Consider the following 14,978-nt stretch of genomic DNA (forward strand, 5'->3'; position numbering starts at 1 on the left):
TCCTTCCCTTTGCTTGTCTGGGTGCAGATTTTAAATTGTCAGACGGTCGCTGCCGCTTCCGCCAATACCTTTTCCGTGCCGTAAAGCTTGAGGAAGGCGCTGACCGCCTTCCCAGCCTGACGGCTAGTATCGTTCAAACCGGGCTCGCCGAGCAGCATGCGCACATGCAAATCGGAGACGATGAGCCCGTAAAGCGTGTGATATGCCTCGTCGGCATCGATAAAGCGCAGCAGCCCTGCCCGCTTGCCGGCATCGATAAGCCCGATGGCGCGACGGTCGATCTGCCGCCGCCCGCGCTCCAGTAGCAGCTTGCCGAGCTTGGAGCCGTCGCGGTTCGACTGGCCGATCGCCAGGCGGTTCAAAGCAAGAGAAACGTCGCCGGCCAGGACTTCCAGAAGGTCGCGCGCGAAAATGACGAGATGGTCATGCAGGCTTGCCGTATTCAGCCGTTCGCCATTGCGCTCGAAGGTGCGAACCTTGCTGGCCTGATAGGTGATCATCGCCGACAGCAAGCCGTCCCGGTCACCGAACCACTTGTAAAGACTTTCCTTCGAGCAATTGGCAGCGCGCGCAACGCCGGAGGTCGTCAGCGCCTTCTCGCCGCCATCGACGAGCAGACGCAGCGCCTGTTCCAGAACGGCGTTCTGGCGCGGCGAAAACTCGCTCGACTGTCCTGCTTCGCTCAGCACGATGGCTACTCCCAAATGCGTACCGTACGGTACGGTTCGTGGCGCTTTATGCAGGACACCGATGCAGCCGTCAAGCGGAATTCGTTGCTGCATTGCGTTAAAAAGACGGAGGACACTTGTCATGGCAGGCGCACAATAGATAGATCATGTCGGCCTCTATTGCTACGAGATCGTTCGGTGAAACCCGTGGTCAATCAATCTTATAAAGCGGCGCCAGCCTGGCACGTCGGACGCATGGAAAGCGGTAAACGCTGGGCAATCACCTGGATTGCTGGAATCTGCTTTGCGAGCGGACTATTCCATCTCCCCCTACCGGTGTACGCAGCGTCAAAATCTCTGCCGCGCCCCGCTGGGCACTATTGCGGCAAGCTTCTCTCCAGCGATCGGTTGGTCGATGTCGAAACGTCGTTGCAGGTCGATGCGAAGGGCCACATAGCGGGGACATATCGTTTTAAAGACGATGGCAAGACAACGGTCGGCACACTCTCGGAAATCGGAACGACACCCGGCAGAGTACGAACGCTGCGATGGTTCGACAAATATGGAATGGGCTCGCTGACAATCCGTTTCGATGCCGGCTATCATCGTTTCGAAGGTCTGTGGGGGCCGCAGGACATCACGCCGAGCTACACATGGAATGGCGGCAGCTGCAACGCGCCGATCAGCTAACTGCCGTCGGCCCGAGACCTACTCGGCGGCAACCGCGTTGTTGCGCATCGTCTCGACATCCTTCAGCGGCGGCAGGCCGTAAAGGCGGCTGTATTCCCGGCTGAATTGCGAGGGGCTCTGATATCCGACACGATGGCCGGCGGAGCCGACATCGAGCTGCTCGACGAGCATCAGCCGCCGCGCCTCATGCAGCCGAAGCTGTTTCTGATATTGCATCGGCGATAGTGCCGTAACAGTCTTGAAATGGTGATGCAGCGAGGAAACGCTCATGCCGACGCGCTCGGCGAGTTCTTCGATGCGCAGCGGCTGCGTATAGTTGCCGCGGAGCCAGGCGACGGCCCGCGCCACCCGGTTGCTCTGGCTCTCCGCCATTGCGATCTGCAGCAGCCGAGGGCCATTCGGGCCGGTCAGCAGGCGATAGAGGATTTCCTGCTCGATCAAAGGCGCCATGGCTGGAATATCTTCGGGCCGATCAAGCAATCGGAGCAGCCGCAGCGAGGCATCGAGCAGTTCCGGCGAAGCGGCATTAACAGCAATTCCGCGCACAGGCTCGGTCAACGCCTGACGCGGAATGCTGGCGCGCGACAGGAGCTCCTTCAACCGTTCGCTGTCGAGCGCCATGCCAAAACAAAGATAAGGCGTATCGCTGCCGACATTGGTGACCTGCGTCGATACCGGAAGGTCGAGCGCGGTCAAAATATACTCGCCGACACCGTAATTGTAGGTCTCGGCGCCGATTGTCAGGTTCTTGCGGCCCTGAACCACGATTGCAAAACAGGGCCGATAAGCCCCATGCTGCCACACAGTCGCGGCCGACTGCCGATAGAGATTGAGATTGTCTATCGGCGTGCGATGTTCGCCGTCGCTCGTGGCGAAACGTGCAACGATCGATGCGAGTTCCTGATTGGGATTGAAAGGCAGTGTCATGCGCAACCAACTGTTTTCGAGCAGATATCGATGTCTATCTAGGTAACACCGTTCGATCGCGAAAGACCTGCCGCGCATTTAGATTCGCAGGATCGTACATAAAGCTTGCAGGATCGCTCTAACGCTGTGGCCCGGTCCTGATGCATGGTGGGCCCTCCAGATTCTACCCCCAACCCATCCGAAAAGATAAGGAAATCTCCCATGCCTATCGCAAAGGGTTATGCAGCAACCGACGCGTCCAAGCCGCTCGTTCCCTTCACCTTCGAGCGCCGCGAACCGAATGATGACGACGTCGTTATTGCCGTTCAATATTGCGGCGTCTGCCATTCCGACATCCATCAGGCCCGCAACGAATGGGGCGGCTCGAAATATCCGATGGTGCCGGGCCATGAAGTTGCCGGCACGGTGACCGCTGTCGGTTCCAAGGTCACCAAGTTCAAGGTCGGTGACCGCGTCGGCGTCGGCTGCTTCGTCGATTCCTGCACGACCTGCGCCACGCGCGACTTGGACTACGAACACTACATGCCGGGTCTGGTGCAGACCTATAACGACGTCGAAGCCGACGGCAAGACGCCGACCTTCGGCGGCTATTCGGACTCGATCGTCGTCAAGGAAGGCTATGTCCTCTCCTTCCCGGACAATATCCCGCTCGATTCGGGCGCGCCGCTGCTGTGCGCCGGCATCACGCTCTATTCGCCGCTGCGTCACTGGAAGGCCGGCCCCGGCAAGAAGGTTGCCATCGTCGGCATGGGCGGCCTCGGCCATATGGGCGTCAAGCTGGCGCACGCCATGGGCGCCGATGTGACCGTCCTCAGCCAGACGCTGTCGAAGAAGGAAGACGGCTTCAAGCTCGGCGCAAAGGACTACTACGCCACCAGCGATGCCGAAACCTTCACCAAGCTCGCGGGCACCTTCGACCTGATCATCAACACGGTCGGCACGGCGATCGACTGGAACGCCTATCTGAACCTGCTGAAATATGATGGCAGCATGGTGCTGGTCGGCGTTCCCGAGCACGCGGTTCCGGTCCATGCCTTCTCGCTGATCCCCGGCCGCCGCAGCCTTTCCGGCTCCATGATCGGCTCGATCAAGGAAACGCAGGAAATGCTCGACTTCTGCGGCGAGCATAACATCGTCGCCGAGATCGAGAAGATCGACATTCAGGATATCAACGAAGCCTACGAGCGCGTTCTGAAGAGCGACGTGCGCTACCGCTTCGTCATCGACATCGCTTCGCTGGCATAGGCACTGTTGCGCAGCAACTCATACGAAAAGGGCAGCCGCTACGGCTGCCCTTTTTCATTCCTCGCGCATGGTTTCCTTCTGCGTGATCAGCCGGGCGCTATGTTGCCGGCTGATATAGATCCAAAGCCAGCTCCAGGCGACGGCGATGCGCCAGCGCACGCCGATCAGGAAATAGATGTGAGCAAGCCCCCAGACCCACCACGCGAGCCAGCCCTTCAGCTTGATCCAGCCGAAATCGATGATCGCAGCACTTTTGCCGATCGTCGCAAGGCTGCCCTGATGGCGATAGTGGAACGGTCCGGGCGACGGTCTGCCCGCAAGCTTGGCCTTGATGACCTTGGCGACATAAGCGCCCTGCTGCTTGGCAGCCGGAGCGATCCCCGGCACGGGGCTGCCATCGTCACGCATGACGGCTGCGGTATCGCCGATGATGAAGATATCCTCCATGCCTGGCGCCCTCAGATCCTTGTCAACGATGGCGCGACCAGCACGATCGGCTGGAATGCCAAGCCATTTCGCCGCCGGCGAGGCCTCGACACCCGCCGCCCAGACGATGGTACGGCATGGCACGAAGGTGTCGCCAATCGTCACGCCTTCGGCCGTGCATGAGGTGACCGGTCTACCAAAGCGGACGTCGACACCAAGCAGTTCCAGCTCCTTGTGCGCATAGTCGGAGAGCTCTTGCGCGAAAGCGGGCAACACCCTTGGGCCGGCCTCGACGAGGATGATCTTCGCCTTGCGGGTATCGATATTGCGGAACTCCTTCGGCAGTGTTGTCCGAGCCAGCTCGGAGATGATACCGGCGAGCTCGACACCCGTGGGACCCGCGCCAACGATGACGAAGGTCAACAGCGCCTCACGGACGGTCGGGTCGGTTTCCATTTCCGCCTGCTCAAAGGCCAGCAAGAGGCGCCGGCGGATGGTGGTCGCATCCTCCAACGTCTTCAATCCCGGCGCCACCGGCTCCCACTCGTCATGGCCGAAATAGGCATGGGTAGCGCCGGTCGCCAGCACCAGCGTGTCGTAATGGATCTTTTGACCGTTCTTCAGCAGCACCTCATGCGCCGCGCCGTCGACGCCGACGACTTCGGCAAGCAAGGTCGTCACGTCAGGTCGATTGCGGAAGAAATTGCGGATCGGCCATGCAATTTCGGAAGTGGCAAGCAGCGTAGTGGCGACCTGATAGAGAAGCGGCTGAAAAAGGTGATGATTGCGCCGATCGATCATCGTGATGCGGACGGGAGCACCCTTCAGATCGTTGGCGAGCTGTACCCCGCCAAAGCCACCTCCGACCACGACGACATGATGATCCTGCATGGCAACACCTCGCAATTAAGCCTGCTGAAAAACGTAGGGTTGAGAAGGATATGCAGCAACCATCTTTTATGCATGGCACCTCTGCACGGCCACGATATGGCCAAGGCACCTATTGTGCATACCCGACAGGAACGGAGGCGCCGCTTTTAAGTTCCTCCATCGAGATCGACGCCGAGACGTCGAAGAGCTCGATCTTGCGCACGAGCTGCTTGTAGATGACATCGTAATGCTCGACACGCGGCAACACGATCTTGAGGATATAATCATAATTCCCGGTAAGCCGATGCGCCTCGACGATCTCAGGGATATCACCGATGACTTTGCGGAAGGATTCGATCCACTCGTCGGCGTGATGCGCCGTCTTGATCATCGCATAGACCGTGGTCGGCACTCCCATCTTCTCGCGGTCGAGCACGACGATACGCCGGGCGATATGCCCGCTTTCCTCAAGCCGCTGTATGCGACGCGAGCAGGCCGACACCGACAGGGCGACGCGATCGGCAAGTTCGGTGACGGAAATGCCGGCATCCGCCTGCAGAAATTCGAGAATCTTTCGGTCGCGTTCATCAAGCATGTGCGGCAACTCCCCATATATACGCCAGTATTTTGCACATAAATCGAAAAATGCGCAAACATTTGCAGAGAGATCTTGATAAGCTTCAAAAAACGCAAACATACGGCGGGTGAATCGCCGCACTATTCCTCCATTCAAAATCCACGAGCGGAGAACAGCATTATGCGCACCATTGGCCTGATCGGCGGTATGAGTTTCGAGAGTTCGGCAGTCTATTATCGCCTGATCAACGAAATGGTCCGCGAGCGGCTGGGCGGCCTCTCCTCGGCCGAAATGGTGATGTACTCCGTCAATTTCGAAGAGATCGTCGCGCTGCAAAAGGCTGGACGCTGGAACGATGCGGCCGATCGCCTCGCCGATGCGGCGGAACGCCTGCAAAAGGCCGGTGCCGAATGCGTGCTCATCTGCACCAACACCATGCACCTGATCGCACCTCAGGTTGCCGAACGCGTTTCAGCTCCGCTCATCCACATCATCGATGAAACCGCCGCGGCCCTAAAGGCCGCCGGCAGGATCAAGCCGCTGCTGCTCGCCACACGCTACACGATGGAACACGGCTTCTATGCCGAGCGAATGGCTGAAAACGGCGTCTCCATCATGGTGCCCGGTCCCGAGGATCGCACCGTCACGCACGATATCATCTTTAACGAGCTCTGCGCCGGCATCATCAAGGACGAATCGCGCCGAAAGCTGAACGGCATCATCGCGCGCGCCAAGGCGGAAGGCGCCGACAGCGTCATTCTCGGCTGCACCGAGATCTGCCTCATCCTCGATCCGAAGGCGCTGATCCTGCCGGGCTTCGACACGACGACGATCCACGCGGAAGCCGCCGTAAACTTTGCTCTTGCGGATGCAAAGGCTCGCAGCAGCTGCGCCGCCTGACGTCAATCAATTTACTTGACTGAGTCCAACAAATATCGGACATCGTCTCTATACCTGAGGAGACGATGTCATGCCCGCCGCTGCCGATTTCACGACCATCGATGCCGTTCGTAACTTCAATCGCTTCTATACGAATTTCCTCGGCGTCCTGAACAAGGCCTATCTCGACAGCCCCTATACGCTCACGGATGTGCGCGTGCTGTTCGAAGTCGGCTTCCGCGGTGGCGTCGCAGCTTCCGCGCTGACACGCGAGCTGCATCTCGACCCCGCCTATCTCAGCCGCATCGTCAAGCGCTTTCGCGAGGATGGGCTGATCGAAACGACGCTGGACCCGAACGATGCGCGCAGCCAGATCATAAAGGTCACCGACAAGGGACAGGCGCAATTCGAGGAATTCGTCCGCCGCTCACGCGCGCAGATCGCCGGATATTTCGAAAAACTCGCGCCCGGCGAACCCGAGCGTGTCGTTGCAGCGATGCAGACGATACAGGAAACACTCGGCCCCGATCGAACCGAAGCGCCCCCCGCGATCATTCGCAATCACCGCCCTGGTGACATCGGCTGGATCGTGCAAAGCCAGGCGCGCTTCTACACCGAGGAATTCGGCTGGGACGATCGCTTCGAAGGCTTGGTGGCCGAAGTCGCCGGTAAATTCCTGTCTAATTTCAACCCGCAAAAAGATCGGTGCTGGATTGCCGAGCGAGGCGGCCTGAATGTCGGCTCCGCCATGATCACCAATGGCGGCGACGGCATCGCAAAGCTTCGGCTGCTCTATGTCGACAAGACAGCCCGCGGCCTCGGCCTCGGCAAGATGCTGGTCGACGAATGCATCCGTTTCTCGCGTGATGCCGGCTATAAAACACTCTCGCTCTGGACCAATGACATTCTCGATACGGCCCGAGCGATCTACATCAAGACTGGCTTCAGACTTGTAGCGGAGGAACGGCATCGAATGTTCGGCCCGGAACTGAACGGCCAGACATGGGAACTCGATCTGTAAATATCCTTGGGAAGATAGGTGGATAGACAGGCGCTTGGTTGAACCATATCCTCGATACACCCTAATTTGCATCGAGCTTTTCCCATGACCACCGACACCGAAATCCGGATAGAACCCATATCAGCCGAGCATATCGAAGGTTTTCACAAGGCGCTCGATGCGGTCGCGCGTGAGCGGGAATATCTATCGCTGCTCGAAGCCTTTCCGCTGGAAGAAACACGCATTTTCGTGCTTGGCATGATCGAAAAAGGCAATCCGCAATTCGTCGCCTTGGCCGATGGGAAGGTGGTCGGCTGGTGCGATATCAGCCGCCATGGCTTTCCTTCCCATGCCCACGCCGGCAAGCTCGGCATGGGCATCATCCCCGCCTATCGCGGCCGGGGATTGGGACGTCGATTGATAGAGACGACGCTGCATGCCGCGCGGGATGCAGGAATAGAACGCGTCGAACTCAGCGTGCATGCCGACAACAACAAGGCCATCGCGCTCTACGAAAAAGTCGGTTTTGTGCGGGAGGGCCTCGCCCGCAAATCCGTTCGCATCGACGGCCGCTATAAGGACGCGATCCACATGGCGTTTTTCCACGAGTAGCGGGACCGGTCGCAATCACTATTCTTCCAGTTGTTGCCGCGGCGCAAAAATTCGCTTGATTTGGAAACGATCATTTCCTAAAAGAGCAACATGACGACAGACACACTCGACATCGCACCGAAGCTTCGCGGTCGCCCACGGGAATTCGACATGGATTCCGCGCTGGACGAAGCGCTGCGCGTTTTTTCCGAGCGCGGCTATTATGCCGCCTCGATCAGCGAATTGACCGAGGCCATGGACCTGACCGCAGGCAGCGTCTACAAGGCTTTCGGCGACAAGCGCGGCGTATTCCTCGCCGCGTTCAGCCGGTATCGCCAGGTCCGCCAGCAACTCATCGACGAGACGCTTGCGGAAGCTCCGAATGCTCATGACAAACTTCGTGCCTTGGTGACGTTCTTCGCGGAGGCCTCATGCGGGGAGATCGGCCGCCGCGGCTGCCTCGTGGTCGGAAGCGCAACGGAGCTTGCGCTTTTCGACGAAGAAGTCGCCGGTCGCGTCGGCGTCGCCTTCGATTTCGACGAAAGACGCATCCTCAATTTGATCCGTCTCGGACAGGAGGATGGCTCCATATCGAAGCATGTCGATCCGGAAAGTACTGCCTGCACCCTCCTTGCCCTGACGAAGGGTATGCGTGTGATCGGCAAGACTGGCCGCACCACCGAACAGATGCTCGCCGTCGCCGAAACGGCCATGAAACTGCTGAACTGATTTTCACTGAGATTTCGGGGAACGTAACCCCCGCTCCTATTGAGGATGAGACATGCCCGCAACTGCCGCTGCCAGACGGGAGAGCACGCCGCTCCCGGAAAAGACCCTTTCACCGCTGCTGACATTCATGTTCGCCGCCGCCTGCGGGCTGGTTGCCGCCAATCTCTATTACGGCCAGCCGCTTGCCGGCCCCATCAGCCAGTCACTCGGCTTCAGCCCGGCGGCGACCGGCCTCATCGTCACGCTGACGCAGATCGGCTATGGCCTCGGCCTGCTGCTGATCGTCCCGCTCGGCGACCTTCTCGAGAACCGGAAACTGGTCCTGACGCTGGTGGCGCTCGCCGCCGTTGCGCTAGTTGGCGCAGCCTTCGCATGGTCGCCGTCACTGTTCCTGCTCGCCTCGCTCTGCATCGGCCTTGCGTCTGTCGCGGTGCAGGTCCTTGTCCCCTTCGCTGCCCATATGGCGCCGGACGCCAGCCGTGGCGCTGTCGTCGGCAATGTCATGAGCGGCCTGCTCGTCGGCATCATGCTCGCCCGTCCGGCTGCGAGCTTCCTGTCCGAGCTTCTGTCGTGGCACGCGGTCTATATTATCTCGGCCGGCGTCATGATCGGGCTGATTGTTATCCTGCGCCTCGTTCTGCCGACCCGCGTGCCCCATACGAAACTGCATTATGGGCAGCTGCTGTCCTCCATGGGCCACCTCGCGCTTCGCACACCGGTCCTGCAGCGACGTGCGCTCTATCAGGCCTGCATGTTCGGCGCCTTCAGCCTCTTCTGGACGACGACGCCGCTGCTGCTGGCAAGCCCTGCCTTCGGTCTGACACAGAATGGCATCGCCCTCTTCGCACTTGCCGGAGCCGCCGGCGCCGTCGCCTCGCCGATTGCCGGACGCGTCGCTGATCGCGGCTGGACGAAGCTTGCCACGGCCTTCGCCCTGGTGCTCGCTATTGTCGCCTTCCTGATCGGCCATTTTTCCGGCAGCGGTTCGTTGCTGGCGCTGATCACGCTGACGCTGTCAGGCATCATGCTGGACTTCGGCGTCCAGACGAATCTCGTGCTCGGCCAACGCGCCATCTTCGCGCTCAGCGCCGAACATCGCAGCCGCCTCAATGGCCTCTATATGGCGACCTTCTTCGCCGGCGGCGCCCTCGGCTCGGCGCTTGGCGGCTGGGCCTATGCCACCGGCGGCTGGAACATGGCCTCCTGGATCGGCGTCGCCTTCCCGGTCATTGCGCTGCTTGCCTATCTGACCGAGCGGGAAAAATGATCAAGACGGCTGTGGCACAGCCTGCCGCAGCCAGTCACATTCGCGCAAGCCTGCGCCATGAAACGGATCGACCAGCGTGCCGGAGACAATGCCGGCCAGGATCTGCGGTGCGGGTGGCACTTGGGCAATGGTCGCAACCAGCCGATCTCGGATCCAGGCCAGCGCCGCCGAATCCGATTGGTAGAAGGGCGTAAAGGCAGCAGAGAGCAGCTGAAAAAGCCGCACATGCATCCGCCGTGCCTTGGCATAAGCAGCAAGTGCGGCATCGATCGTTTCATGTCCTGCCAGAGCATGCGCGAGCGCGGCAACATCGAGCAACGCCATATTGGCGCCCTGCCCAAGCTGCGGGCTAGTGGAATGGGCCGCATCGCCGACGAAGACAGTCCGCCCGCTATAGGGCGTCATCACGGTACGATGGGCATAACGCGCCAGCGTCAACTGATCCCAGTCTGTAATCTGCTCCAGCAGGGGCTCACATTCCGGCCAATAGCCGCGGATTGTCTGCTTCCAGCGCTCAAGCCCACGCTTGCGCACCTCATCGGCATCCGCCACCTTCAGGCTCCAGAACAAAGCCGCCTGCTTCGGTAAATTCGGCCTTCTGCTGCCGATCGGCAAAACGCCGATCATCACACTCGCCTTGTCATAGCGCTGTGTCAGAGCTGACTGATCCACCAGTCCATCGGGGCAGTCGAGCGTCGCCCAGAAGGCACCGTAGACGAGGTTTCGTGCACGCGGCGCGACGGGCGATGCTGTCACCAGCTCCGAACGCGCACCACTGGCGTCAATGACGAGATCGTAAGGCCCGAGGCGCTCGCCGCCTTCGACAGAGAGATAGCTTCCGCTGCCCTCTTCCACGACGCCGATAACGCACTGCCCCGTATGGATAGGATATCGCCGCGCGGAGACCTCGTCATAAAGCGTGTCGAACAGGGCCGCGCGATGAACGCCGAGCCCATAGCGCCCGCCCGGCAGCGCATTGTAGCGCACATCGAGGACGACGCGACCGCGGGTGGTTTCCGTGCCGAACAATCGATCGATGCGGTTTCCGGCAGCATGAATGGCTGGACCAAGCCCAAGCGATTCCAGCACGGTCAACCCGGTCGGCTGCAGCATCAGCGCTGAACCGACGGGAGCCGGGCTATCGAACCTTTCGATGATATCGGTCGTGTGGCCAGCGCGAGTGAGAAAGAGAGAGGCGGCAAGACCGGCAGGACCGGCGCCGATTATGGCGATCTTCAAAGGCTTCACTGTGACGGCTCAGTCCGGCGATTGATCGAAACGTGCTCTTGCAGCCTTGACGGCCTCATGATTGGCCTCGGCCCAGTTCAGAAGCAGCGCCAGTGGCTCGTAAAGCGAGTAGCCTAGATCCGTCATGCGATATTCGACGCTTGGCGGCTTGGTGGGAAAGACCTCACGATCGACATAGCCGTCGCGCTGGAGGTCGCGCAGCGTTTGTGTCAGCATGCGCTGCGAAATATCGGGCACCAGGCGGCGCAATTCGCCGAAACGATACGGCCGTTTAGCCAGTGTCTCCAGCAACAGCACCGACCATTTTCCGCCGATCTGCGAGATCAGGTCCCGCACCGGACAGTTGCTGAAGTCGAGATTGCTGAGATCGACGTCGCGTAGCGGTGGATCCTTACTGCGCAGATTGACGACGGCGCTGGCTGCCATGCCGGTTCCCTTTTGGTAACTTGGAGCCGAAAAACTGCCTCCTTTACACGGCGAAGTCAATTCCTATTCTAGTGCTAGTCTCTTTTTGAGAGCAAGAAGGCCCTGCGAATGTGCGGCGGCCCAACAAGGGAAAACTTATGAGCAGCACTCTTCTCGTCACCGGCGCCGCCGGCAAGCTTGGCCAGCGCGTCATCCATCACCTGCTGGAGACATACAAGGTCGCGCCCGGCCGCATCATCGCCGCCACGCGCAGCCCGGAGAAGCTTGCCGATCTCGCCGCCAAGGGCGTCGTCACCCGCAAGGCAGATTTCGATGATGCCGCCAGTCTGTCCGCTGCCTTCACCGGCGTCGACCGTCTGCTGATCATCAGCACCGATGCGCTCGCTGTGCCCGGCCTGCGCCTGAAGCAGCACACAGCCGCCGTCGAAGCTGCGAAGAAGGCTGGCGTTAAACACATTCTCTATACGTCCATGCCGGCACCAGAAGGCTCGCTTGTCAGCTTCGCGCCCGACCATCTCGGCACGGAAAACGCTATTAAGGCGAGCGGCATCGGCTACACGATCCTGCGCGACGCCTGGTATTTCGACAATTATCTGCACAGCCTGCCGCACAGCCTCGAAACCGGCAAATGGTACACGGCAACCGGCGGCGGCCGCGTCAGCAACATCAGCCGCGAAGATTGCGCACTCGCCATCGCCGCCGCCCTGGCTTCCGACACGACCGACAACGCCACCTACACGCTGACGGGCTCCACCGCCGTCACCATCGAAGATGTGGCGAGCGTCGTCAGCAGGATCACAGGCCGTCCGCTCGAAGTCGTGCAGGTCAATGACGAACAGTTCGCCGCCGGTCTCGCCGGCGCCGGCCTGCCGCCCTTCGTGGTCGACATGCTCGTCTCCGCGGACGCCAATACCCGCGCCGGCAAATTCGACATCCTCACCAACGACTTCAACAAGCTCACAGGCAAGGAGCCCCAGACGCTGCGCGGTTTCATCGAGGAACACAAGGCCGCGTTGCTCGGCTGAGTTTTGGAAAGTCGGATGAAGCTTCCTTCGCCGCGCCCTTGTGCATAGCCCCTCACCCCAGCCCTCTCCCCGCGTGCGGGGAGAGGGAGTTTTCATGTCATACGCAAACTCTAAGCAAGTGGTGTAGCCAGTGGGCGCTCGATCGTCCCTTCTCCCCGCAATGCGGGGAGAAGGCTAGGATGAGGGGCCAGGCAGAAAGACGCGGCAGAGATGCAGCTGCCTGACCAGCCGCAAAACCTTCCCGCTCAAACCACCTGCCCACAAGCCCGGCGGAAACGCCGTACCGTTTCCGCCATGCCATATTCCAGCGCATCGGCGGTCAGCCCATGGCCGATCGAGGTCTCCGCGAGCTTCGGAATGCGCTTCAGCAGCGCCGGAAGATTGGCGACCGTCAGGTCGTGACCGGCATTGACGTCGAGACCATTGGCGAAGGCGGCGTCGGCGGTCTTGCCAAGCGCTTCGAGAATGATGGCAGCCTTTTGCGGATCATCATAGCATCCGCCATAGGGGCCGGTGTAAAGCTCGATGCGGTCGGCACCGACTTCCCTCGCGATCTTCACCGCTTCGGCATCGCCGTCGCCATCGGCAAACAGCGACACGCGGCAACCGATCGCCTTGTACTTGGCGACGACATCAACCAACAGCTCGCGGTTCTCGCGGAAGTTCCAGCCGTGATCCGATGTCGCCTGAGTGGGATCGTCGGGCACGAGTGTCACCTGCTCCGGCTCGGCAGAAGCACAGAGATCAAAGAATTCGTCGCTCGGATAGCCCTCGATATTGAACTCCGCCTCCGGAAACTCGTCATCGATCAGCGCACGGATTTCGGGCAGATCGGAAAAGCGGACATGCCGCTGATCGGGACGCGGATGAACAGTCAGACCGCTTGCACCTGCCGCCAGCGCGATACGTCCCAAGCCCGTGACGCTCGGCCAGGGAAGGTCACGCCGGTTGCGCAACATCGCAATGGCATTGAGGTTCACGGAAAGCTTGGCGGGCATGATCGAAATCCCTGATTTTCAAAGCGGATGATAGCAGCCGTTTTAGGCCATTATGCGCAGCAAAACCAACGAGATTCCGACATCAACCCATACAAAACTTTGATGGGCACGACAAAGCGACATCACCACGTGGCGACGCATCGGCAGCAACGTCCTTCTGGAGATATTTGTTACCGCAAACGCTGCCCTATCGGACGATCGTCAGCGTCTCGGCAGCGCGGGTAATGGCCGTATAGAGCCAGCGCTCGCGCGTATCGCGGAACGCCCAGCTCTCGTCGAACAGCACGACATTGTTCCACTGCGAGCCCTGGGCCTTATGCACCGTCAGCGCATAGCCGTAGTCGAATTCGTCATAGCGCTTGCGCGTCGACCAGGGGATCTCGCCCTCGACATCCTCGAAGGCCTGCTTGAGCAGCTTGATCTTGGCCGCCCCACGATCCATGTCGTCATCTTCCGGCCTCACCAGCAGATTGATGCCGGGCTTCGTCGTTTCCCGGGAGGACGTCATGACCTGCCAGAGCGAGCCGTTGAGCAGCCCCTTGGCCGGATCGTTGCGCAGGCAAACCAGCTTGTCGCCGGATTGCGGGTAGTCGGCCGTAAATCCTTTCAGCTCGCGCAGACGCTGATTGTAACGCCGCCGCGTCCTGTTGGTGCCGACGAGCACCTGATCGGCCTCCAGCACCAGCGGCTGCGTGACTTCGTTCTTCGAGATCACCTGCGCGGTACCATAGTCGCCGTGCATGATCTCCTTGCCCTCACGCACCTGCATGGCGAGCTGGATGATCGGATTGTCGCGGGCCTGGCGATGGATATCCGTCAGAAGATAATCCGGCTCCTCGTTCGTGAAGAACCCACCGCCGGAAACGGGCGGCAGTTGCCCGGGATCGCCGAGCACGAGAATGGGCGTTCCGAAGCTCATCAGATCCTTGCCAAGCGCTTCGTCCACCATCGAGCATTCGTCGACGATGATCAGCGCAGCCTTGGCGACCGGGCTCTGGCGATTGATGGTGAACATCGGGGCGATCGATGTCTTTCCCGTCTCCTCGTCCTCGACGGCTTCCTCGCCGCGCGGCCGGTAGATCAGCGAATGGATGGTCTTGGCATTGGAGGCGCCGCGCGAGCGCAGCACCTGCGCCGCCTTGCCAGTAAAGGCCGCAAACAGCACCTCGCCATCCACATGCTCCGCGAAATGCCGCGCAAGCGTCGTCTTGCCCGTGCCGGCATAGCCGAACAGACGGAACAACGGTGAACGCCCTTCCTTCAGCCATTTGGCCACGGCCTGGAGCGCTTCATCTTGTTGCGGCGCGAATTGCATGATTCGACTTGGCAGGATTCGGCTGATGGAAGCAAGCGGTAAAAAATACCCGGCGAGCTGGGAATAAAATCCCGAGGAGGCGTGTCTCATGTCCGGC

General features: G+C 60.3%; 16 protein-coding genes. 8 read left to right on the forward strand and 8 right to left on the reverse strand.

Annotation, left to right across the window (positions count from 1 at the left end):
* Positions 1 to 38: 38 nt before the first annotated feature.
* Positions 39 to 689 carry a TetR/AcrR family transcriptional regulator gene (locus RTCIAT899_RS10760; protein ID WP_041677515.1) on the reverse strand — a complete coding sequence of 217 codons (651 nt, stop codon included), beginning with the start codon at positions 687 to 689 and terminating at the stop codon, positions 39 to 41.
* Between the two features lie 186 nt (positions 690 to 875).
* Here RTCIAT899_RS10760 and RTCIAT899_RS10765 point away from each other — a divergent pair, with 186 nt between their 5' ends.
* The gene (locus RTCIAT899_RS10765; RefSeq protein WP_244441409.1) at positions 876 to 1,358 is read left to right on the forward strand and encodes a hypothetical protein; all 483 of its coding nucleotides are present in this window, start codon (positions 876 to 878) and stop codon (positions 1,356 to 1,358) included.
* 18 nt (positions 1,359 to 1,376) lie between these two features.
* On the opposite strand, the gene RTCIAT899_RS10770 is transcribed toward RTCIAT899_RS10765, so the two are convergent.
* On the reverse strand, positions 1,377 to 2,285 hold the full coding sequence (locus tag RTCIAT899_RS10770; RefSeq protein ID WP_041677519.1) for an AraC family transcriptional regulator: 909 nt from the start codon (positions 2,283 to 2,285) through the stop codon (positions 1,377 to 1,379).
* A 201-nt stretch (positions 2,286 to 2,486) separates the two neighbouring features.
* Between RTCIAT899_RS10770 and RTCIAT899_RS10775 the strand changes: the two genes are divergently transcribed.
* Entirely contained in the window at positions 2,487 to 3,530 is a 1,044-nt protein-coding gene (locus RTCIAT899_RS10775) for an NAD(P)-dependent alcohol dehydrogenase (RefSeq protein WP_015340261.1), read from the forward strand.
* A gap of 54 nt (positions 3,531 to 3,584) precedes the next feature.
* Here RTCIAT899_RS10775 and RTCIAT899_RS10780 read toward each other — a convergent pair whose 3' ends face one another.
* Entirely contained in the window at positions 3,585 to 4,847 is a 1,263-nt protein-coding gene (locus RTCIAT899_RS10780) for an NAD(P)/FAD-dependent oxidoreductase (protein ID WP_015340262.1), read from the reverse strand.
* A 109-nt stretch (positions 4,848 to 4,956) separates the two neighbouring features.
* A complete protein-coding gene (locus RTCIAT899_RS10785; RefSeq protein ID WP_015340263.1) occupies positions 4,957 to 5,421 on the reverse strand; it encodes an Lrp/AsnC family transcriptional regulator in 465 nt (154 codons plus the stop codon).
* 162 nt (positions 5,422 to 5,583) lie between these two features.
* Here RTCIAT899_RS10785 and RTCIAT899_RS10790 point away from each other — a divergent pair, with 162 nt between their 5' ends.
* The 5 genes from RTCIAT899_RS10790 (at position 5,584) to RTCIAT899_RS10810 (ending at position 9,869) form a co-directional block, all read left to right on the forward strand.
* Complete coding sequence (locus RTCIAT899_RS10790; protein WP_015340264.1) at positions 5,584 to 6,303, forward strand: aspartate/glutamate racemase family protein; 720 nt, start codon at positions 5,584 to 5,586, stop codon at positions 6,301 to 6,303.
* Between the two features lie 70 nt (positions 6,304 to 6,373).
* Positions 6,374 to 7,303 (forward strand): bifunctional helix-turn-helix transcriptional regulator/GNAT family N-acetyltransferase, encoded by a 930-nt coding sequence (locus tag RTCIAT899_RS10795; protein ID WP_015340265.1) that lies wholly within the window; start codon positions 6,374 to 6,376, stop codon positions 7,301 to 7,303.
* Between the two features lie 84 nt (positions 7,304 to 7,387).
* Positions 7,388 to 7,894 (forward strand): GNAT family N-acetyltransferase, encoded by a 507-nt coding sequence (locus RTCIAT899_RS10800; protein ID WP_015340266.1) that lies wholly within the window; start codon positions 7,388 to 7,390, stop codon positions 7,892 to 7,894.
* A 90-nt stretch (positions 7,895 to 7,984) separates the two neighbouring features.
* Positions 7,985 to 8,602, forward strand: coding sequence for a TetR/AcrR family transcriptional regulator (locus RTCIAT899_RS10805; RefSeq protein ID WP_015340267.1), 618 nt, complete (start codon positions 7,985 to 7,987; stop codon positions 8,600 to 8,602).
* Between the two features lie 52 nt (positions 8,603 to 8,654).
* Positions 8,655 to 9,869 (forward strand): MFS transporter, encoded by a 1,215-nt coding sequence (locus RTCIAT899_RS10810; protein ID WP_015340268.1) that lies wholly within the window; start codon positions 8,655 to 8,657, stop codon positions 9,867 to 9,869.
* Here RTCIAT899_RS10810 and RTCIAT899_RS10815 read toward each other — a convergent pair whose 3' ends face one another.
* Both RTCIAT899_RS10815 and RTCIAT899_RS10820 read right to left on the reverse strand, forming a co-directional pair.
* The gene (locus RTCIAT899_RS10815) at positions 9,870 to 11,117 is read right to left on the reverse strand and encodes an FAD-dependent oxidoreductase (RefSeq protein ID WP_015340269.1); all 1,248 of its coding nucleotides are present in this window, start codon (positions 11,115 to 11,117) and stop codon (positions 9,870 to 9,872) included. It lies immediately after the preceding gene.
* A 9-nt stretch (positions 11,118 to 11,126) separates the two neighbouring features.
* Positions 11,127 to 11,543, reverse strand: a complete 417-nt coding sequence (locus RTCIAT899_RS10820; RefSeq protein WP_015340270.1) for a winged helix-turn-helix transcriptional regulator — start codon at positions 11,541 to 11,543, stop codon at positions 11,127 to 11,129.
* 137 nt (positions 11,544 to 11,680) lie between these two features.
* Here RTCIAT899_RS10820 and RTCIAT899_RS10825 point away from each other — a divergent pair, with 137 nt between their 5' ends.
* A complete protein-coding gene (locus tag RTCIAT899_RS10825; RefSeq protein ID WP_015340271.1) occupies positions 11,681 to 12,568 on the forward strand; it encodes an SDR family oxidoreductase in 888 nt (295 codons plus the stop codon).
* Positions 12,569 to 12,813: 245 nt separating this feature from the next.
* Here RTCIAT899_RS10825 and RTCIAT899_RS10830 read toward each other — a convergent pair whose 3' ends face one another.
* A complete protein-coding gene (locus RTCIAT899_RS10830; protein ID WP_015340272.1) occupies positions 12,814 to 13,566 on the reverse strand; it encodes a pyridoxine 5'-phosphate synthase in 753 nt (250 codons plus the stop codon).
* 187 nt (positions 13,567 to 13,753) lie between these two features.
* A complete protein-coding gene (locus tag RTCIAT899_RS10835) occupies positions 13,754 to 14,881 on the reverse strand; it encodes an ATP-dependent DNA helicase (protein WP_041677913.1) in 1,128 nt (375 codons plus the stop codon).
* Positions 14,882 to 14,978: the final 97 nt, after the last annotated feature.

It is taken from the genome of Rhizobium tropici CIAT 899, assembly GCF_000330885.1.
GTDB lineage: Bacteria > Pseudomonadota > Alphaproteobacteria > Rhizobiales > Rhizobiaceae > Rhizobium > Rhizobium tropici.

What these genes read in the sequence shown, in the direction of transcription:
- RTCIAT899_RS10780 (WP_015340262.1), bottom strand. Translation starts at nt 4,847, where the DNA reads ATGCAGGATCATCATGTCGTCGTGGTCGGAGGTGGCTTTGGCGGGGTA.
- RTCIAT899_RS10785 (WP_015340263.1), bottom strand. Translation starts at nt 5,421, where the DNA reads ATGCTTGATGAACGCGACCGAAAGATTCTCGAATTTCTGCAGGCGGAT.
- RTCIAT899_RS10835 (WP_041677913.1), bottom strand. Translation starts at nt 14,881, where the DNA reads ATGCAATTCGCGCCGCAACAAGATGAAGCGCTCCAGGCCGTGGCCAAA.
- RTCIAT899_RS10770 (WP_041677519.1), bottom strand. Translation starts at nt 2,285, where the DNA reads ATGACACTGCCTTTCAATCCCAATCAGGAACTCGCATCGATCGTTGCA.
- RTCIAT899_RS10775 (WP_015340261.1), top strand. Translation starts at nt 2,487, where the DNA reads ATGCCTATCGCAAAGGGTTATGCAGCAACCGACGCGTCCAAGCCGCTC.
- RTCIAT899_RS10800 (WP_015340266.1), top strand. Translation starts at nt 7,388, where the DNA reads ATGACCACCGACACCGAAATCCGGATAGAACCCATATCAGCCGAGCAT.
- RTCIAT899_RS10805 (WP_015340267.1), top strand. Translation starts at nt 7,985, where the DNA reads ATGACGACAGACACACTCGACATCGCACCGAAGCTTCGCGGTCGCCCA.
- RTCIAT899_RS10825 (WP_015340271.1), top strand. Translation starts at nt 11,681, where the DNA reads ATGAGCAGCACTCTTCTCGTCACCGGCGCCGCCGGCAAGCTTGGCCAG.
- RTCIAT899_RS10810 (WP_015340268.1), top strand. Translation starts at nt 8,655, where the DNA reads ATGCCCGCAACTGCCGCTGCCAGACGGGAGAGCACGCCGCTCCCGGAA.
- RTCIAT899_RS10795 (WP_015340265.1), top strand. Translation starts at nt 6,374, where the DNA reads ATGCCCGCCGCTGCCGATTTCACGACCATCGATGCCGTTCGTAACTTC.
- RTCIAT899_RS10820 (WP_015340270.1), bottom strand. Translation starts at nt 11,543, where the DNA reads ATGGCAGCCAGCGCCGTCGTCAATCTGCGCAGTAAGGATCCACCGCTA.
- RTCIAT899_RS10830 (WP_015340272.1), bottom strand. Translation starts at nt 13,566, where the DNA reads ATGCCCGCCAAGCTTTCCGTGAACCTCAATGCCATTGCGATGTTGCGC.
- RTCIAT899_RS10790 (WP_015340264.1), top strand. Translation starts at nt 5,584, where the DNA reads ATGCGCACCATTGGCCTGATCGGCGGTATGAGTTTCGAGAGTTCGGCA.